The following is a 20504-nucleotide window of genomic DNA, read 5'->3' as shown; positions in this document are numbered from 1 at the left end:
GACAAGCCACGGTATGACACCTAAGAGTCTTATTTCCTACGCCCCGGCTGCAGGCGTCTTCTTCTTCGGTTGCCCTTCCAGCAACTTATCTAGCCTTCCCTCTTTTTCAAGATCAAACAGAGCATCACAACCTCCAACATGTATATTATCTATAAATATCTGCGGGACAGTTCTTTTGCCGCCGGATTTCTTAATAAATTTTTCTTTCTCTTCCTGAGTAAAATTACTTACTTCAATTTCCTCATAAACAACATTTTTCTCATCAAGCAATGCTTTAGCTTTTATACAATAAGGACAACTAGCGAGAGTATAAATAATAATTGTGTGTAATATAGCTTTATTCATAATGTTATATTTTTTTGTTAGATTTTAATATATTATCTTAAACTATAGTTTTTAAAGCAAGTAAAAATACATGAATAATTTTTCTATTATCTCAGAATATAAACCGGCAGGCGATCAACCAAAAGCAATAGATGAAATTATAGCAGGGTTAAATAGTAAAAAACGCTCACAAATGTTGCTTGGTATTACGGGGTCAGGCAAAACTTTTACTATGGCGAATATTATAGAAAGGACAAATCGTCCGACGTTAATAATGGCTCATAATAAAACTTTAGCTGCTCAAATTTATTCAGAAATAAAGTCGATTTTCCCAAAAAATGCCGTTGAGTATTTTGTCTCATATTATGATTATTACCAGCCCGAAGCTTATATAGCACGTACCGATACTTTTATAGAAAAGGATTCATCAATTAACGAACAGATTGATTTAATGCGTCATTCCGCTACAAGATCGCTATTAGAGCGCCGTGACGTTATAGTAGTTTCTTCCGTTTCATGTATTTACGGGCTTGGCTCTCCTGATTTGTATTATCAGATGACGGTTAATCTAGAACCTGGTAAAAGCTATCCTCGTGATAAGCTACTAAATGATTTGATAAATCTGCAATATGAGCGTAATGATATCGGGTTTGAGCGTGGTTGTTTTCGGGTTAAAGGTGACAATATCGATATTTTTCCCTCACATTATAGCGATAAAGCTTGGCGTTTGTCGTTTTTCGGTAACGAACTTGAGTATATCCATGAATTCGATCCCCTAACAGGCGAAAAACTTGCTAAGCTCGATAAAGCTATGGTCTTTGGTAATTCGCACTTTGTGATGCCCCAAGAAACTGTAAATAGTGCCATATCAGGCATTGAAGAAGAATTACAAAAACGCTTAGAATTCTTAAAGTCGCAAGATAAACCGCTTGAGACGCAAAGGCTAAATCAGCGTACTCAATATGACCTTGAAATGTTAACGGAAACAGGCAGCTGTAAAGGCGTTGAAAATTATTCGAGATTCTTTACAGGACGTAATGCCGGTGAACCGCCGCCTACCTTGTTTGAATATTTACCGGAAGATGCGTTATTATTTGTCGATGAAAGCCATGTATCCGTACCACAAATTAGAGCAATGTATAACGGTGATCGAGCAAGGAAAGAAGTATTGGTAGAGCATGGATTTCGTCTGCCGTCTGCACTTGATAACAGACCTTTAAAATTTGAAGAATGGGAAAAATTCAGACCGCAAACCGTCTTTGTATCAGCAACCCCGGGACCATTTGAGCTAGAAGAAACCGGAGGCACTGTAGTAGAGCTGATTATCAGACCTACGGGACTGCTTGACCCCGAATGTATTATCAAGCCTGCTACTAACCAAGTTGAGGATTTAATTGGCGAGATTCAGGCTACTATAGCTAAAGGTTTTCGTGTTCTAGTCACCACCTTAACTAAAAAAATGGCAGAAGATTTAACCGCCTATTTGCAGGAGCTAAAATATAAAACTTCTTATTTACATTCTAACGTTCATACGCTTGAGCGTATCGAGATTTTACGAGATTTAAGACAAGGCACTATCGATATTTTAGTTGGTATTAATTTACTTCGAGAAGGGCTTGATATCCCTGAATGCGGCTTAGTTGCTATACTTGATGCAGATAAAGAGGGGTTTTTACGGTCTGAAGTATCGTTAATACAAACAATCGGAAGAGCTGCAAGAAATAGTGAGGGCAGAGTTATACTTTATGCCGATAAAATGACTAAATCTATCGATAAAGCTCTTAGTGAAACGTTGCGTAGAAGGCAAATTCAGCAGGAATATAATGAAAAGCACGGCATAATTCCAAAGACTATTAACCGTGCTATCCATGCTTTAGCAGAACTTGAAAAAGTCGGTAATAAGCTTGATAAAAAACAAGCCCATAATTTATTTGATAATCCCGCTAAGCTCAAAGCTCATATTGACAAATTAAAGAAAGAAATGCTTAAAGCCGCAAGTAATCTTGAATTTGAACAAGCCGCCAAACTTCGTGATCAGCTGAAAACTCTAGAAGAGGCAGCACTTGAGTTGAGCTAAACCCGATTGTCACCCCGTGGCTTGACCACGGGGTCCAGTAAAAAAATATAAATATAACAATTTTTTAAAACTAAAAGCTCGATTTATCTCGCTTTATGCTGGATCCCGTGGTCAAGCCACGGGATGACACCCAGCAGGTTTTTCGATCCATACAACAACGCCCATTAACAACACTTAAAACTTCTTCTATGATACGGTGATAAGCCGTGCATATTAATAGCTTCTATATGTTCTTTTGTACCGTAGCCGGAATTTTTATGCCATAAATATTGTGGGAATTCAGTACTTAAATCTAGCATCAAACGATCCCTAGTAACTTTTGCAACAATAGAAGCCGCAGCAATCGATAACGATAAATTATCACCGTTAATTATACTAACAAATCTTTTATCCTTAAACGGCATATTACCGTCAACTAAAACTATTTCCGGCTTAAGGCTAAGATTTGCCGCAGCAATAGAACAAGCTTTTTTAGTTGCCTCTAATATATTAATTTCATCAATTTCGGTATGAGAAATAATAGCAGTTGCCCAAACATAATTACTAGTTATTTGCTCATATAATAGTTCTCTTTTCTTTTTGGAAAGTTTTTTAGAATCTTTAATACCCGTTATAATATTAGTGTTATCTATTATAACGGCACTTGCTACTACCGGACCTGCTAGCGGTCCTCTACCTGCTTCATCTATACCTGCTACAATATAGTTATGATATTTTTTTTCAAAATGTAATAGATCTACTTCCATAATTGTATTTTTTTAATTTTTGATATATGATAGAGCAGTTTAGAATTACAAAAAAGGAAAAGTGCAAAATTATTTTCAATTATTAGGACTTTCGCAAGATTATAATATTGATTTAAAGATATTAGAAAAGCAATATTTTGCTATGCAGGTAAAATATCATCCCGATAAAGCAAAAACTTTGCAGGAAAAGGAACAAAATCTAATTACTGCGGCTGAATTAAATAATGCTTACTCTACTCTTAAAGATGCCTTAAAGCGTGCTGAATATATGCTGCTTTTGCAAAATATAAATTTGAATGACGAAAAGACACGTAGTTTACTTTCGCCGCTAGAATTAAGCATATTCTGGGATGAAATGGAAATAATCGAAAATACAATCTTATTTAGTGATTTAGAAAAAATAAAAGACAAATATGAATTAATGAAAAAGCTTGAGATTGATTCTTTAAAACAAGCTTTTGAAGAACAAAATCTATCAGACGCAACTATAAAAACTAGCAAGCTTAAATATATTGGGACATTGCTGCATAAACTGCAGGAAAAAATAAAATCATGCAAATAATAGAAATTACAGAACCGGAGCAAGCTGATTTTAAGCAAGAACGGCAAATAGCAGTCGGTATCGATTTTGGCACTACTAACTCATTAATAGCTATTGCAACTAATAGAAAAGTTAAAGTTATTAAATCTATAGATGATAAAGAATTAACCCCAACTACTATAGATTTTACAAACGAAAATTTTATAATAGGTAATAATAAAGGGCTGCGTTCTATTAAAAGACTATTCGGTAAAACATTAAAAGAAATTCTGAATACTCCAGCACTTTTTTCGTTAGTTAAAGATTATATCGACATAGATATAGTCAATTCAGTTGGATTTGGATACAAGGAGCGAGAAGCGAAGCCTATAACTAATAGGAGAGCGACGAGTGACGATGTATGCGAGTCCAAATCAATTGACTATAGTAGTGAGCTTAAGCTAAATTTTGCTAATAAACAACTGCGAATCTCTGAAATTGCAGCAGAAGTTTTTATTTACCTAAAAAATCAAGCAGAAGAGCAATTAAAGACTAATATAACTAAAGCAGTTATAACCGTACCTGCACATTTTAACGATGCAGCAAGAGGCGAAGTAATGCTTGCGGCTAAAATAGCAGGTTTTGAAGTATTAAGGCTAATTGCCGAACCTACTGCAGCTGCCTATGCTTACGGCTTAAACAAAAACCAACAAGGCTGTTATTTAGTATATGATTTAGGCGGCGGTACTTTTGACGTATCTATTCTTAATATCCAAGAAGGCATTTTTCAGGTTATAGCAACAAACGGCGATAATATGCTTGGCGGTGACGATATAGATGTAGTAATTACACAATATCTTTGCAATAAATTTGATTTACCTAATTCTATAGATACTTTACAACTTGCAAAAAAAGCAAAAGAAACTTTAACATATAGAAATAGTTTTAATAATGATCATATATCAATTAATAAACAAACATTAGAGCAATTAATTTTGCCTTTAGTAGAAAATACTATCAATATAGCTAAAGAATGTTTAGAACAAGCAGGAAATCCAAATATAGACGGAGTTATTTTAGTAGGAGGTGCAACCCGCACTTCTTTAATAAAAGACGAATTATATAAAGCATTTAAAGTAGATATTCTATCGGATATTGATCCTGATAAAGCAGTTGTATGGGGGGCTGCATTACAAGCAGAAAATTTAATAGCACCCCATACAAATTCATTATTGATTGATGTAGTACCTTTATCGTTGGGCATGGAATTATATGGCGGTATAGTTGAAAAAATCATCATGCGTAATACTCCGATTCCTATTTCGGTAGTAAAAGAATTTACGACTTATGCCGATAATCAAACTGGTATACAATTTCATATATTGCAAGGTGAACGTGAAATGGCTATCGATTGCCGTAGCTTGACTCGATTTGAGTTAAAGGGACTTCCTCCTATGAAAGCAGGAAATATTAGAGCCGAAGTTACTTTTGCTATTGATGCAGACGGCATATTATCCGTTTCTGCTTATGAGAAAATCAGCAATACATCACATACTATAGAAGTAAAGCCAAATCACGGTATTGATAAAACGGAGATTGATATTATGTTAGAAAAAGCTTATAAAAATGCTAAAATAGATTATACTACAAGATTATTACAAGAAGCAATAATTGAAGCAGAGGCTTTAATCTTTAGCATAGAACGTGCTATAGCAGAATTAACAGCTTTATTATCGGAAAGTGAGATATCTATAATTAATTCTTTATTAGATAATATAAAAGAAGCCGCACACTCTAGAGATCGGATCTTAATTAATAATTCTATTAAAGAGTTTAAATCTAAAATAAAAAAATCTATGAATACAAAGTTTAATATAATAATTAATAATTTGCTAAAAGGTAAAAATATCAATCAAATTAAATAGCCTCAGTTATATATAATCGAACTAATTTAGATAAGGAAAAATAAGAAGAATGTCAGGAAAAATAAAAGTAACATTTATTATAAATGATGGAGAAGAAAAAACTGTAGAAGCACCTATAGGGCTTTCCATTTTAGAAATTGCCCATAGTAACGATCTAGACCTTGAGGGAGCTTGTGAAGGATCGCTTGCTTGTGCTACTTGTCACGTTATTTTAGAAGAAGAATTTTACAACAAATTAAAAAAACCTACGGAAGCAGAGGAAGATATGCTTGACTTAGCCTTCGGTCTTACCGATACTTCTAGATTGGGATGCCAAATTATTTTAACCGAAGAATTAGACGGCATAAAAGTACGCCTTCCCTCTGCTACTCGTAATATAAAATTATAATGGATTAAAAAAGTGATACGTAAAATACTTCTTTTTGTGTTTTTAGCCTTTACTATAATATGGTTTGCAACTGCATATACTATAAAAAATAACGTTGTAAGTTTAATTAAGAATTCTGAATCCGATAATCTTAAAATATCTTATAATGCAGTTAAGTTTTCAGGCTATCCTTTTAATTGGAAAATTACCGTAACAGATCCTAAAGTAAAATTAATTGATCATGTAAATTCTAAAGAATTTACTAGTGAAAATATTGTCCTAAATATAGCTTTTAGTACTAAAAGAGCCGCTCTTAATTTCGGTCCTTTTATTAGAGAAGTAGATAATTACGGCGATAAAACATTTACCTATGATGTACGCAGCGATGATGACATAAAGGGTATAGGAAAATTTAATAAACCTTTATATAAAATATCAAAAGATGATAATTTAAAAGAAATATTAAAATCAATTCAATTAAATAATAAAGCATTATCGATATTTAAAGATAATCAAGAAATCTTTAAAATTAATGATTTAGCATTTCTTATAAGAAAACAGAATTTAGCAAGTGAGGAAAATATATCCTTATTTTTAAATATGAATTATTATTCAGAAAAAGATATTTTGAATTTTAAAAATGCTAATTTAGATATTGCTGCTTCTTTAAAATTTGCTGAAGACGGAGAAGATTCAGCTATTCTACAAAATTTTAATATAGAAAGATTTATTTTTACTTGTGACAATGATTCTAAAGTTAATTTAAACGGTGCTTTACAATTCTTTGCCAATAAATTACCGGAAGGAAAACTATATTTTGAGCTGGAAAATTATAATTCCATAGTTGATAAATTATTACCGAATAATATTATTTTTTCTAAGAAAATAATTAAAACAATTATTGCTAAAGCAATTAATAAAGCTTCCGACGAACAATTAAATATAGATCAAAATGATTCAAATTCGGCTTACAACAATATAGAAAAAGCTAAGTTTGATATTGAGTTTTCAGATAAAGGAATAAATATCGGTTCTATTAATTTATTAGAACTAAAACTTGGTGAACATAAAGAAGACCAAAACACCGAAAATAATTCAAATTAGTTTTATGAATAATTTTAAACTAGCTACTATTATTAGCATATTTCTTATTTGTAGTAGTATTTATGCTGCTCCAAAAGTCATTAAAATCGGTACCGGCTCTATTTTAAAAGGATATTATGCTATTGGACTTGATTTATGCAAGACTATTACAAATGATGATAAAAATAATGAATATATTAAATGTGAAGTTGTTGCAACAAACGGCAGTATAGAAAATTTAAAATTATTACAACAAGGCAAAATTGATTTAGCTCTAGTGCAAGCTAATATTGCAGTAGAAGCATATGAGGGCATAGGTTATTATCACGATCAAGAAAAAATGCAAAATTTACGTCAGGTACTTAATCTACATGATGAGTTTTTTACGATTATTGTAAAAGATGAGGATAAAATAAAAGTTTTTGCTGATATTGACGGAAAAAAAATAACTAACGGTCCGGCATTTTCCAGTAGTAATATTACTTATGATGCCATACGTTCTTTATATAAATTTTCTAAAGAACCTGAAGAGCTACATATTAATTATGAAGATTCTATTGATAAATTCTGTAATAAGGAAATAGATGCTATAATAATGATGGTTGGACACTCTAACCCCTTAGTAAATTTAATAGCTAATAAGTGTGAAGTTGATTTCGTTTCAATTGAAAATGATAAAATAGCAGAATTAATAAAACAAAATAGAGCGTTTCATAAAGCTATACTTCACAAGGGCTTATATCCAGGGATTACCGATGATCAAACTACAGTAAAAGTATCAGCAATCCTAGTAACTAGAGATGAGGCGAATCGTGATATTTTAGATAAATTTATCGGAGCTTTTCATAGAAACGTAGCAAATTTTAAACTTTCTAATTACTTATTAAATAACCTCGATATTAACTATTTTGCCGATACTAAAAATTTTGTTCTACCAAAACATGATTCAGTAAGAAATAAAAACTAACAATATCTTATGTCTGAAAATACTATATTTAAAAATATACTTATACCTATAGATTTAAATGATAAAAAATCTATAAAAGGTATTCTTTCTAAGGCTTTAATGCTTGCAACGAACTTTCAAGCAAAATTACATTTTATGTATGTAATTCCTGAATTCGGTACGAAAATGTTTGAAGATTATTTACCTAAAAATTGGAAAACGGAGAAAAAAGAAAAGTATCAGACTCAAATTAAAGAGCTTATCAAACAATATATTCCTGATGAAATTGAAACAGATTATTATATAGGTAACGGTGCCGTTTATGATGAAATAATTAAGCACTCTAATGAAATTAAAGCCGATTTAATAATAATCTCTGCAGTCAGACTACAATTAAAAGATTATATGCTTGGACCTAATGCTTCTAAAATCGTCCGTCATTCAGATATATCAGTTTTAGTAGTAAGAGACGAGTAATAAGTATTATTCAGTGTCATCCCATGGGGCCCCGCCACGGTATCTTATATCACAAGCTGTGTCCTGAGATCCCGCGATCAAGTCGGCGTTGTTACATGGCTAGTTTTATGTCATTCTTAGCAACGGCGGGAATCCAGTAAAACCTATAAAAAACTTGTTTTTTTAGATTTATTTTACCAAATATGTAACTTCTATATTAATTTTTCTGGATTCCCGCCTACGCTGGAAAGCGTTGTTGCGTGGCTCGGTTTTCCATCATTGCGAGAAGAATTACGAAGTAATTTGACGAAGCAAGGAAGAAAAAAAATTCTGATTTGCAGAATTTTTTTATTATTTTTTTCGGATTGCCACATCGCTTCGCTCCTCGCAATGACGATTAGATATCCACGCAATAATACCTTGCGGAAATACCATCATTTATTACAACTTCACTTTTAGCTTAACAAAACCTTGATGGCTTTGATATTTCTTCTGTAAGTGGCAGTTATATTCAAGCGTTACGCTTACATTACCTTTTTCTGTTAAAACACTAGCACCGATATTATAACCGACTTTAGGTTGTTTTGGTAATGCAACGGTTTCATTAATTTCTCTATCTTTCCATTTTACTTTAGCATTAAGTTTTTTACTCTTATTGTTAAAGTAATTTTCTACAGACGCTTGAAGTGCAGGCGTAATACTGAAACCTTCAGCTATTTTTTGCGGAGCTAAAGCTACGCTGCCACCTAAAATACCGCTCCATAAATGCTGCTTTTTAGAAGCAATACTTAAATGCTGAATACCTACATCACTTTCTTGATACGAACCGTCTTTAGAGTGACCGTATCTTATACCGAGATTTGGAGTAAGGGTAATACCGCCCTTCATAAGATGATTATAACTTAATAAGGTTTCAAAGTTATAATTATCACTCTTATATTTACCGATTGCAATAGTACCTAAACGATTGATTTTACTCTTTACTATATTATGATTGTAAGCAAACATAGCTTGGATTATAAAGTTTTTCGGTAACTCTTTTTGACCATATAGAGCTAATATATGGCTATCAACAGTAGTATTTAATTTACTACCGCTAGATTTAAACTTTGAATCTAGTTTAGTATAAGCAATACCGACTAAATCTTTAAAGTTGTCAGAACCGATGTCAAAACCTATAGTACCGCCTGAAGCTTGACCTTTATAACCGCTAGCCCCTTTTTGCTTATTAGTACCGATAGTACCTGCAATCCAAAGACCTTTATCTAACACTTTTTCATCTTCATCACCCGCAGCAACCGCAGCAACAGAGAACATTCTATTCGATATAATATTACGGCCCATTTTAGCGATATCATAAATCGGATTATATATTGCTCCAATTATTTTTTTGTCTTCTTTTACTGCCGTTTGCATTTCTACAACTTCAGCAGCTTCAACTCTTACAGCTTCAGCAATTCTTGCTTCCTCTGCTTCCTTTATAGAAGCGGCTACTTTTGCTTCCTCTTGTTTCAGGTTTTCAAGGTTATCTTCAGAATCCTTAGATTCTGATTTATTTCCAATTACTGCAATGCTACTAGATACTTTTACTTTTGTTTGCTCTCGTATTATATCATCATCGTTCTCATCTTCAAAATCTTCATCATCATCCTCATCGTCAAAGTCTTCAATATTACCCTCTACCGGAACAATCCTATCTATGTGTTGAACAATCATAATTTCTGCATCAGCCTGTGGTGCTTCTTCCACCGGAGGCGGAACTACCACTACATCTTCCATATTAATAACCACCGGAGCAGCTATTGGCTCTTCTTCCTCCTCTTCAGGGTCTGCCGGTAACACTAACGGTACAACAGGAACTACGGACACAGCAGCAGGAGCTACTACAACTACTCCACCATAATTTACGTCTCCGTTTGCTACTGCTTGTGCTGCTGCCGATTCAGGAAGCCTTGTAGCAACTTCTTCTTCATTTACGGCCGCCGCTTCTATAACTGCAGCTAACCTAGGATTATTCATTTTAAGTTGCTGCATTAATCCTGCATCTTGATTCATTCTAACACATAGATTTCTTATTTCCTGATCTATACCACTTGCTACTTCTCTTTTAGGACCGATAAACTCAATATCGGTTCCTTCTTGTATAGCTTGAGCTAATTGATTTATATCACCATCAAGTGCATCTGCATTTTTAGTTGTATATTTCTCAAAAACTTCCTCTACAATTAGTGCCTTTAGCTTTTCTTTTCCTTTAGTTTTTATTGCTAACTCTTTTTTAAACTCAGTGTCAGCTGCAGCTGCTATAACTTTAACGGCATCTTCATATTTTCTTCCTATTTCAGAAGTAGGAGCAATATAAACCACTTCACTTACATCTGCATCGGGTTTTTTAGGAAAAAGATTTTCGATAGGCTTTAAGATATTCATCTTTCTAACTAGACCGTCCATACCAAGCCCATTATATCCTACCACTCTCACAGGCGGCGGTGGGGGTGGCGGTGGTCCACCTGCTACCACCATTACCACCGGTGCAGCAGCAGGGTTATTAGCAGCTTTCGCTGCTTTTACTGCTTTTAATACCGCTTCTATTTTCGTATCACTTATTACATTAAGAAATTTTACAATTTCCTCTTTTGAGAAATCTTTAGTATTAGGTGTTAAAGCTTTCATTTTTGCATTGAAATTTTTTGCTACTTCCTCTGTTATATTTTTCTCTGTAATGTTTTTAGAAGCTTTAGATAAGTCAGCTGCATTATCGGCTAAAACTTTTTTTAGTAATTTTGCTTTAGTATCAACTCCTATTTCATAAATTTTTGATAATGTTGCCGGGGCAGCTTTATTTTGTAAAAATGTTAAATCGCCGCTATCTATATTACTTTCCACTGTTAAATTAACAATATTGTTATTAATCCAATTATTTACTTGAATATTTACTTCGTTTGCTTTAGGAGTAAGGGCTATATTATCGCGTACATTTTCTTTATTAAGAGCAATATCTAGTACCTCGGATAATTTTAAACTATTAAAATTATCAACAATTCTCTCTATTTCATTATTTAAAGAATTTGCTCCTAAAACATTTTCATTTTTAGCAATATAATCTATTCTTGATATAATTGTTTTCTTACCTTGTAGTTCATCTTTTATTTTTATTTCATTACTTTTTGCCGTAATATGATTTTGTAGGTCCAGCGGTAATTTACCAAAAGTATAATTTAAACGATCTATTGCGTTATGTTCTTCTTCGTTGAACAGCTCTTCAAAAAATGTACCATTTGCTATTTTATTATTTAAAGTTAAAGCTTGCCTTGAAGTTTGCTTTATTAAATCATCATTTTTTAGTCTATTCCAAATATTCTTAGCTTTTATTATTAATTGTGCTTTATCAGGATTTGCTTCTGAAAATAATGCTAAAGACTCACGCGGGCTTTTTCTTTCTTCTAAAGTTAAAAGTGTTCTTATTGTAATTCCTAAATCTTTTTCTGCACCTAATGTTCTTACTTCTAATTTTTCAGGATTTTTTGTATTTTTAACTAAATACATCTCATTATGAAATATGCCGTCTAAAGTATTCGGGGCTACAAGAGCTTCTTCAACTGCCGCTGCTCCACCTATAACCGGTGCAGCTCCTCTTGCTACTACAACCGCATCTTCTTTCGCTTTTAGATCATGACCCGCTAATTTTAATTCTGGGCTAAGATCAGCTATCGCATCCAAATTATTTAAATTTCTAACTGGTCTACCACCTGCTCCCCGAAACGGCGGCATTGTATTATTAAGCCCTACTAAACGCTCATTATCTATTTTTATTTCACCTACAGTCTTGTTTAAAATAAGTGCAAGATCACTCATCGTGAAAGCATCGAAATTATCTATCAATGCTTGCATTTTCTTGCCGTCTAAATCTTTAGTTATTAAACCGGCATCTTTTAAAATCTTGTTATAATTCTTTAAACCGGCTTCATCAAGTAACTTCCCCTCTTCATTAACCACCTTATTTTTACCGTTATCGATATATGACGTCTTTAATTCAGCCATTTTCTCTAAATAAGTAACTAATCTTGCAGGATCGGCTAGCTTTATTATAGCCTGTCTTGTAGTAATATTAGATTTGTTAGCTTCAAGTTCAACTAAGTTTTGAGTAACATAATTTTCAAATTGATTTAATAATTTACGCTTTGTTTCCGGAGTCGCTACGCTTTTAAACTTTTTTAATAAATCACTTTGCCCCGGTTTATAATAATCAACATAAGTATCCTTACCTCTTACAGTAGGGTCAGTAATATTACCTCCAAAAAATACATATTCAAAAGTTTCTTTTGTTAAAGGGGTTTCAACATAATTATTTACAACTTTTAAATTATCATTAGAATCTACACCGCCCGCCATAGCTATATATTTTAACTGCTCCAAAGGTGTATTTAAATTTTCTATGTTATTAAAATGTATAGCCTTTTTAATTTTATCGTTAACGCTTACGGCATTTGCCCCTTCAGCTTTAGCAAGGATTTCCAGTACTTGAAGCCTATTTTCTAGAGCCATCTCTTGCTCGTTACGTCCTGTTTCTACTGCCGTATTACCTATTAAATCAACAACTTCAATACCGGCTACACGTGCTTCTCTTCTTTCTCTAGCACCGTTAAGTACAGGAGCAGCTGCTTGAAGTTTATTGACTTCTATTATTTCGTTATTGAATAATCTTCTTTCCTGCGGCATAAGATCATCAAAAAGATCGCCAAAATCTTCACGAGCTTGAATCCCTCTTATAATATTAAGCTTTTGTGCAGGGACTAATGCTTCATACTCAGGAGTATGATTTAATATATCATAGATCTCTATATCTGCTCTTGCTTCTCCGGCCATAGCAGTCATGATTGCCGCGTTAGCACAGCTAAGTAAGAATAATTTTGTAAGTTTAGAATTTATATTTTTTGTCATAATATCTAATTCCCCTTTAATAAATATTAATTATTACTTAAAATATTAATGTTTAATTTGTTATTAAAGGTAATTATACACGAAAAAAATATTATGTCAAGAAATTTATATTGATGAGTTATAAGTAGGATAGTAGCGTAGATTTTATATGATAATTTAATATTTATAACAATCGTAATGTTTAATTTTTGTTAACGATTAGTTAATTTATTAATGCCTTGTGGTGCATTATATGATATTACTTCTATACATGCAAGCTATATTATTAAAATTTTCATTATTTTTAAAATGCTTTATAATGATTGTTGAGTGCGATCTCAACGTCATTGCGAGAAGAATTACGCAGTAATTCGACGAAGCAATCTCAGGAGTTTGTTATTATTTCATGAGATTGCCGCACAGTCTACGGCTGCTCGCAATGACGGTTTGGGTATCCACGCAACAACATCTATGCAACAATGACATTAAACTATAAGGTACATAAATTGTCTCTCAAAACCAAATTACTTTTTATTACAATCAGCGGCATTATAATATTATATTTCGCTATTCCTCCTGCTCCACTGCTTAAAAACATAAGTTTCTCACAAAGAGTATTTGACCGAAACGGCGAATTAATGCGTATTTCGCTTTCTAAAGACGATAAATATAGAATATTCACTCCTATAAGTGAAATACCGGCAAGTTTTATAGAAGCGGTGTTATTATATGAAGATAGGCATTTTTATAAGCATTTTGGAGTTAACCCAGTTTCTTTAGCTAAAGCTTTTTATTCTACTTATTTACAGAATAATCGTAAAATAGGCGGCTCTACTATAACAATGCAAGTAGCACGTTTAAGATACGGAATAAGCTCTTCTACTATTCTTGGTAAAATCCATCAAAGCATTAAAGCTATTCATGTAGAGCTACATTATTCAAAAAATGAAATCCTAGAAGCTTATCTAAACCTAGTGCCTTACGGTAGTAATATTGAAGGGATAGCAGCCGGCAGTTATATTTACTTCAATCGTGACCTAAAAGATTTAAATTTGATCGATATTCTAAGCCTTGCAGTAATCCCACAAAATCCTCTTAAAAGAGGCGGGAATGATATTAATATTTTTAAAGCGCGTAAATATCTATTTACTGAGTGGCTAACGACTCACCCACAAGATATTATTTATAATAAGTTAATTAGTTTGCCGATTAAATTTAATCAAAATAAAAATCTTCCTTTTATTGCACCGCATTTCACTTTAGATATACTAGCAAATAATGATAGCCCTATTATATATACGACCATTGATAAGAATCTACAAACTACTATAGAAAAGCAAGTCCGGCTATATATTAATAACCTGAAAAAATACGGCATTAATAATGCTTCCATAATTCTTATTGATTTTACTACTATGGAAGTGCTTGCAAGCGTTGGTTCAGGTGATTTTTTTAATAACGATATTTGCGGACAGATTAACGGCACCAAAAGTCGAAGATCTCCAGGCTCAGCTTTAAAACCGTTTGTCTATGCACTTAGTTTTGATCAATCGCTAATACATCCGTTAACTTTACTAAAGGATACACCTACTTACTATGATCATTATAAACCGGAAAATTTTGATAGCAGATTTACAGGAGGATTAAGTGCTAGAGAATCGTTAATAAAGAGCCGTAACGTACCTGTAATATTTCTGGCCTCTAAGTTAAAAAAACCGAATTTTTATGAGTTCTTACAACAAGCAAAAATTAGCGGATTACGAAAACCTGAAAATTACGGCCTATCTATAGTACTCGGCACAGCAGAAATTACTCTTGAAGAGTTAACTACTCTTTATGCTATGCTTGCTAATTTCGGTACCTATAAACCGCTTAGGAAAAACTTGATGTCATCCCGTGGCTTGTCCACGGGATCTAGAAAAAATTTAAAAAGACTGGATCCCGTGGACAAGCCACGGGGTGACACGGATGCTGTACTATTATCCCCAGAAGCAAGCTACCTAACTCTTGATATTATAAAAGATACGACTCGTCCTATTACCTATAACAATACAAAGCATAACTTACCGATTTATTGGAAAACAGGTACTTCTAGCTCATTTAGAGACGCACTTAGCGTAGGCATATTCGGAAAATACGTACTTGCCGTTTGGGTTGGAGATTTCAAAGGTCAAACTCACGGAACATTTACAGGTAATATTTCTGCTGCCCCTTTATTCTTTAATGTTATAGAATCAATAGCCCAGCCAAATAAAGATGAGGATTTAATCTTTTCAAAAATTAATGAACTAAATATTACTAAAGTAAAAGTTTGTGCAGATACGGGAGATATTGATAACGATATGTGTCCGGTTAAAGCAGAAACCTTATTTATTAAAGGCAAATCGCCGATAAAACAATCCGGTATTTATAGAAAAATGTTGATAGATTTAAAAACTGGTATGCCTGCTTGCAACTTTATTAAAGGACAAACAGAATATAAAACAGTAAATTTATGGCCGACGGATATGCTTTCGGTTTACCAAAAAGCAGGAATACATATATTACCGAAACCGATACCCACAAACCATTGCAATAGGTTGATAAATTGGCATCATCAGAAACCTAAAATTATATACCCGTTAAGAAATTCCATACATTCAATTAAAGATAGTGGTAATATTACTTTTAGTGCGATTAGCGATAATAAAACCAATAACGTTTTTTGGTTTGTAGATAATGAATTAATAGCAACCGCAAAATCAAACGAACCTGTAATATGGAAAGCAAAAATCGGTGAATTTATTATTAGAGCTATCAGTGATAGCGGCGAAAACGACAATATAAAAATTTATATTAAAGAATAAATGGCACTGCTAACCAAATATAGATATCATCATTGCGAGGAGCGAAGCGACGTGGCAATCTAGTAAAAAATAATAAAAAAATTCTGATTTACAAAATTTTTTACTGGATTGCTTTGTCGAATTACTAAGTAATTTTCCTCGCAATGACGATATCTATATTTAGTTAGCAATACCGGATAAATTAATGAATTATAGTATTATGTTTAAAATTCCCACAGAAGTTGATATTAAATCTTTAACAGAAGAAGAAACTGCTCTTGATTCTTTAAAAGAAAATATTCTAACTGCATTGACTGAAGTTAATTATTCACTAATACAAGCAGGGAAAACACCGGAAGCTACAGTAATAATAGGGTTGCCTTATAGCGGAAAAAGCACATTTTTAAATGCTATTGAAAACAACCTCGAGATTATCGAGAACGGTGAAGAATTTACATTTAATAAATTATTTGATTTTGACACACCAGAAATTAAGCATAAATATGAACCGGCCGTATATCACCCACAAAAATTTGAAATTGCAGAAAAAGTATTTTGGGAATGCTCTAACGGGGTACCAGATATAGTTCAAGAGTTAATCAATATATTTTTCATAAAAAAACTAGTTCAAATGACCGATAAATTAAAATTTATCATAGTAGCAAAAGAAGAGACTGTAAAATCTCCTAGTATCTTTAACAGGATCATAGAAGACTTTAAAAAGTTTTTCCCTTTAGAAGAATACAAAAAATTAAAAGGAAATGTTACATGCGTAATAACCCAACATAATGAAAATAATCATGAAAACATTATATCAATGTTACAAAATAGCATTGCTAGTAACAAAGATATATTAGAATCCTCTGATATAAAATTTTTCTATAAACCTACTTCTCAAGATGAAGAAATAAAGCTCACCCTAGAGCTAAAAGATCTAGAAGAGAGAGCAGGAGTACAAAATTTAGAGATAAAGAAGCTAAGTTCATTTCTAAAGGAACAAGACAATCTTATAGAAAGTTTATATATACAAATACAGATAAATGTAGAATATATAATTAATACTATCCAATCAATTTTCAGAGATTTTAATATATCTAAATCTCTTAACTGTGTAAAATTTTCAGATAATAATAATTATGATGAGTATGTTAAACCATATTTACCAAGTTCTTCAATACAATATCCAGCTATAGAAAAAACTCTTTACTTATTTTGAAGGATTAACACAATTATCGGAACTTCAAACTATTATATCAAACAGACAAGATAATAACCTTATAGAGGCAATATTTCAAATTTTAGACTCTATTGAGAAATTCACGGATAATAAGCTGGTTATTCAAACCTACCGATATGTATTAAACCTACAAATTAAAGAATTATCATTATTTGAAGAAATGTTATCTACAACATGGTCTAGGTCCAATGAGTGCTATAATTCCTTAATTGAAACATGTGATTTATTCGTACAAAATAACTATCTATCTTCTATAAAAAATATAACACCTGAAAATAATAAACCGGTGCAATATTACCAAGAAGCCATAAAGTAGTTAAGTAAATATCCTGACAAGCCGGAAGTAATTAAAACTATAGCTAACTGCTACTCTAAAATAGGCGATATATTGAGCGAAGAAGAAGATTATAATGGAGCTTTAGCTAATTATAATGCAGCCCTAACATGTAATGAAGAGCTTAAAGAAATGTACGATAAAATCGGTGATATGCTATTTAACTTAGGACGTGAAGATTCAGCTATCATATTTTATAGAAAGAATAATAAATTAGACTCTATATTAGAATGTTATACCAGTCTTATAGATAAGGCTGAAAAGCCTATAAAAAAATATGATTTATATATGAACCAAGGAAACGAACTTCGCTTTCAAAAACAACAGGAAGCAGATGCTACAGAATCATATTTTAAAGCAGCCGGTGTTGTATATGATCCTCAAAAACAACAAAACTCGGTACTTACGGCATATAATACTTTCTTAGGAATCTCAGATAATAACGCAACTCAACAACCGGATATTTCTTCAGAGCAAGAAAGAAACAAGATACTAGGCGATATTAAAGATTTACCTCAGTAAATCATTAATGCTTACTTTAGCTCTAGTAGTTTTATCGACTTGTTTTACGATAACTACGCAATAAAGTCCAGGCTTACCTGCTTCTTTAGCAGGTAATACTCCTGGAACTACAACAGAATAAGCCGGAATTCTGCCGTAAATAATTTCACCTGTATCTCTGTATATTATTTTTGTAGAGCTACCGATAAACACTCCCATACTAATTACTGCTCCTTCCTCTACTATTACCCCTTCTGCTATTTCCGATCTTGCACCGATAAAACAATTATCTTCAATGATAACGGGCTTTGCTTGTAACGGTTCAAGTACCCCTCCTATTCCCGTACCACCTGAAATATGGCAATTCTTACCGATTTGAGCACATGAGCCGATAGTAGCCCATGTATCAATCATTGTTCCCTCATCTATATAAGCACCTATATTAATGAAAGAAGGCATAATTACAACATTTTTAGCTATATAAGTACCGGTTCTAACAACAGCTCCGGGAACTTTACGTATAGCTGCTTCTTTGAATGTATTTTTATCAGTATCCGCAGAAAATTTAGGAGCAACTTTGTCATACCAACTATTATAATTGTTATTATAAAGTTGCGATTCCGTAGTGATAAAATATAGCAATATAGCTTTCTTTACCCATTCATTAACTTCCCAACTATTTTCTTTCTTTTCACAAACACGAATTACACCTTGATTTAAGCTTTCTATAATATCATTAAGTGTTTTTTTTAATGTTATAAGCTTTGAAGAATCTTGAAGAAGTTTGTTCTTAATTTGCCAAGCTTCTTCAATTTCTTTAATAAGAGAGGACATATCTTTTAACTGTTTTATTGCCAAAAATAATAAATGAGATTATCATGAAGTCAAACATAATAATTATAATTAACTATGTATATTACTTGCCCAAATTGCCAAACAAGATTTATTGTTACAAGCAATCAAATAGGTATTAACGGACGACGAGTAAAATGTTCCAAATGTAGCCATTTGTGGTATCAAAAATTAGACTATAATACTAGTAAATTAAATGACTTTAAAGATAAAGTACACACAGAAACTATTAAAACTCCTATTAAAAATCATTATAATGCTAATGTGCCGGTTATTTTACCGTATATTCCTACTAAGAAAAAATATAATATATTTCCAATATTATGGACTAGCTTTATAATTTTTTGTTTAGTGATATTACTAATAGATAGTTTTAAATTTTTAGGTAAATATGATCAATTAAAGATAGAAGAAATTAATTTAGGAAAATCTCATCATATAGGCGGTATGAAGATATTTTATAAATTATCTAATCAGTCTGATTATTTAATTTCTGATCCTATAATCAAAGTTAGAGTAATGGATAGTAATAATCAAGCTTTAGATGAATATGTATCAATTAGAAAACTACAAACAAAAATCCCTGCAAAACAAGCAATATATCTAGAAATGAATATTGAAGGGATCCCTGTTACAGCAAAATATATTGATATTGCTATAGGTAATAGATTAGGACTTTTATTTAAGTAAGAATGTTGCGTGGATCAATTTCGCCTCTGTCATCCCGTAGTCAAGCCACGGGGTGACACTGAGCCGTCATTGCGAGCGACTGTAAGGAGCGTGGCAATCTCGTCAAATATCCTGAGATTGCTTCGTCAAAACTTACAGTTTTCCCTCGCAATGACGGATAAACCGGTCCACGCAACAATGCCTCCTCACAATGACGACTCGGTATCCACACAGGCAATTCACTTAAAAATAAAAATACCCATAAGCCGAAACTTATGGGTATTACTAAAGATATAATAATTTTTATTATCGCGTATTAGGAAACACCACAATTTGAGCTATTAGTATCACTTGATACCATATTAACAATATCTGGAGCTTTAAATAATATAATGATTGCAGTAACTACTACTAAAGCTACTTCCCACTGCAATTTTCCTCTTAATGTTTGAATTCCTAGAACAATTATACCGACAACAGCTATACCTTTTGCAGTATTGCCTCTGAATACTTTAATTAACTTACACAATGCATCACCTACAGGATCGCCGACACTACCACTACCTAAGCTATCAAAAGCTACCATAATAATAGCCACGCTTAGAATAGTAAATAGTATGCGTAATGATAGATTATAATCGATTAATTCTTCGTTTAATTTACGAATAGGAAAGTTCATATGTTTTACCTCAATAAAATAATTAGCATTTAAAAAATAATGTATA

At 32.4% G+C, this 20504-nt stretch carries 16 protein-coding genes and 2 pseudogenes; 12 read left to right on the top strand and 6 right to left on the bottom strand.

Annotated elements, in window-relative coordinates; genetic code table 11:
- Positions 1 to 36 precede the first annotated feature (36 nt).
- A complete protein-coding gene (grxC, locus tag H6P87_RS01370) occupies positions 37 to 345 on the bottom strand; it encodes a glutaredoxin 3 (RefSeq protein ID WP_202069730.1) in 309 nt (102 codons plus the stop codon).
- A 70-nt stretch (positions 346 to 415) separates the two neighbouring features.
- On the opposite strand from grxC, the gene uvrB reads away from it, so the two are divergent.
- Entirely contained in the window at positions 416 to 2401 is a 1986-nt protein-coding gene (uvrB, locus tag H6P87_RS01365; protein ID WP_202069729.1) for an excinuclease ABC subunit UvrB, read from the top strand.
- 164 nt (positions 2402 to 2565) lie between these two features.
- On the opposite strand, the gene H6P87_RS01360 is transcribed toward uvrB, so the two are convergent.
- Positions 2566 to 3147, bottom strand: a complete 582-nt coding sequence (locus tag H6P87_RS01360; RefSeq protein WP_202069728.1) for a ribonuclease HII — start codon at positions 3145 to 3147, stop codon at positions 2566 to 2568.
- A 61-nt stretch (positions 3148 to 3208) separates the two neighbouring features.
- Here H6P87_RS01360 and hscB point away from each other — a divergent pair, with 61 nt between their 5' ends.
- From hscB to H6P87_RS01330, 6 genes are read left to right on the top strand one after another with little or no spacing between them, the layout of a single operon-like run.
- Positions 3209 to 3709 carry a Fe-S protein assembly co-chaperone HscB gene (gene hscB, locus H6P87_RS01355; protein ID WP_202069727.1) on the top strand — a complete coding sequence of 167 codons (501 nt, stop codon included), beginning with the start codon at positions 3209 to 3211 and terminating at the stop codon, positions 3707 to 3709.
- Complete coding sequence (gene hscA / locus H6P87_RS01350) at positions 3700 to 5592, top strand: Fe-S protein assembly chaperone HscA (protein WP_202069726.1); 1893 nt, start codon at positions 3700 to 3702, stop codon at positions 5590 to 5592. Before hscB ends, hscA begins: the two co-directional genes overlap by 10 nt.
- A 49-nt stretch (positions 5593 to 5641) precedes the next feature.
- Positions 5642 to 5980 carry a ferredoxin family 2Fe-2S iron-sulfur cluster binding protein gene (locus tag H6P87_RS01345; protein ID WP_010423662.1) on the top strand — a complete coding sequence of 113 codons (339 nt, stop codon included), beginning with the start codon at positions 5642 to 5644 and terminating at the stop codon, positions 5978 to 5980.
- Positions 5981 to 5992: 12 nt separating this feature from the next.
- Positions 5993 to 7063 (top strand): RP198 family tick cell line-upregulated protein, encoded by a 1071-nt coding sequence (locus tag H6P87_RS01340; protein WP_202069725.1) that lies wholly within the window; start codon positions 5993 to 5995, stop codon positions 7061 to 7063.
- 4 nt (positions 7064 to 7067) lie between these two features.
- The gene (locus H6P87_RS01335) at positions 7068 to 8009 is read left to right on the top strand and encodes a TAXI family TRAP transporter solute-binding subunit (protein WP_202069724.1); all 942 of its coding nucleotides are present in this window, start codon (positions 7068 to 7070) and stop codon (positions 8007 to 8009) included.
- A gap of 9 nt (positions 8010 to 8018) precedes the next feature.
- Positions 8019 to 8465, top strand: coding sequence for a universal stress protein (locus H6P87_RS01330; protein ID WP_011271379.1), 447 nt, complete (start codon positions 8019 to 8021; stop codon positions 8463 to 8465).
- Between the two features lie 420 nt (positions 8466 to 8885).
- Here H6P87_RS01330 and H6P87_RS07240 read toward each other — a convergent pair whose 3' ends face one another.
- Entirely contained in the window at positions 8886 to 9761 is an 876-nt protein-coding gene (locus tag H6P87_RS07240) for an autotransporter outer membrane beta-barrel domain-containing protein (protein WP_338050474.1), read from the bottom strand.
- Between the two features lie 3123 nt (positions 9762 to 12884).
- Positions 12885 to 13307, bottom strand: a pseudogene (locus H6P87_RS07235) (cell surface protein); the annotation flags it as partial.
- A 560-nt stretch (positions 13308 to 13867) separates the two neighbouring features.
- Between H6P87_RS07235 and pbpC the strand changes: the two are divergent.
- From pbpC to H6P87_RS01305, 4 genes and pseudogenes are all read left to right on the top strand, one after another.
- Positions 13868 to 16207: a penicillin-binding protein 1C gene (gene pbpC / locus H6P87_RS01320; protein WP_202070053.1), complete on the top strand. Its 2340-nt coding sequence runs from the start codon at positions 13868 to 13870 to the stop codon at positions 16205 to 16207.
- Between the two features lie 610 nt (positions 16208 to 16817).
- Positions 16818 to 17043: pseudogene (locus H6P87_RS07230) on the top strand (hypothetical protein).
- A gap of 540 nt (positions 17044 to 17583) precedes the next feature.
- A complete protein-coding gene (locus H6P87_RS01310; RefSeq protein ID WP_202069723.1) occupies positions 17584 to 17739 on the top strand; it encodes a hypothetical protein in 156 nt (51 codons plus the stop codon).
- Between the two features lie 72 nt (positions 17740 to 17811).
- Positions 17812 to 18279 carry a hypothetical protein gene (locus H6P87_RS01305; RefSeq protein ID WP_202069722.1) on the top strand — a complete coding sequence of 156 codons (468 nt, stop codon included), beginning with the start codon at positions 17812 to 17814 and terminating at the stop codon, positions 18277 to 18279.
- Here the strand turns inward: H6P87_RS01305 and dapD are convergent.
- Positions 18268 to 19092, bottom strand: coding sequence for a 2,3,4,5-tetrahydropyridine-2,6-dicarboxylate N-succinyltransferase (dapD, locus tag H6P87_RS01300; RefSeq protein ID WP_202069721.1), 825 nt, complete (start codon positions 19090 to 19092; stop codon positions 18268 to 18270). The genes H6P87_RS01305 and dapD overlap by 12 nt on opposite strands.
- A 75-nt stretch (positions 19093 to 19167) precedes the next feature.
- Between dapD and H6P87_RS01295 the strand changes: the two genes are divergently transcribed.
- On the top strand, positions 19168 to 19800 hold the full coding sequence (locus H6P87_RS01295; RefSeq protein ID WP_202069720.1) for an MJ0042-type zinc finger domain-containing protein: 633 nt from the start codon (positions 19168 to 19170) through the stop codon (positions 19798 to 19800).
- 295 nt (positions 19801 to 20095) lie between these two features.
- Here H6P87_RS01295 and H6P87_RS01290 read toward each other — a convergent pair whose 3' ends face one another.
- A complete protein-coding gene (locus H6P87_RS01290; protein ID WP_202069719.1) occupies positions 20096 to 20458 on the bottom strand; it encodes a TrbC/VirB2 family type IV secretion system protein in 363 nt (120 codons plus the stop codon).
- Positions 20459 to 20504 lie beyond the last annotated feature (46 nt).

It is taken from the genome of Rickettsia tillamookensis (genome assembly GCF_016743795.2).
Classification (GTDB): Bacteria; Pseudomonadota; Alphaproteobacteria; order Rickettsiales; family Rickettsiaceae; genus Rickettsia; species Rickettsia tillamookensis.
This window is presented reverse-complemented; position numbering and strand designations above follow the sequence as displayed.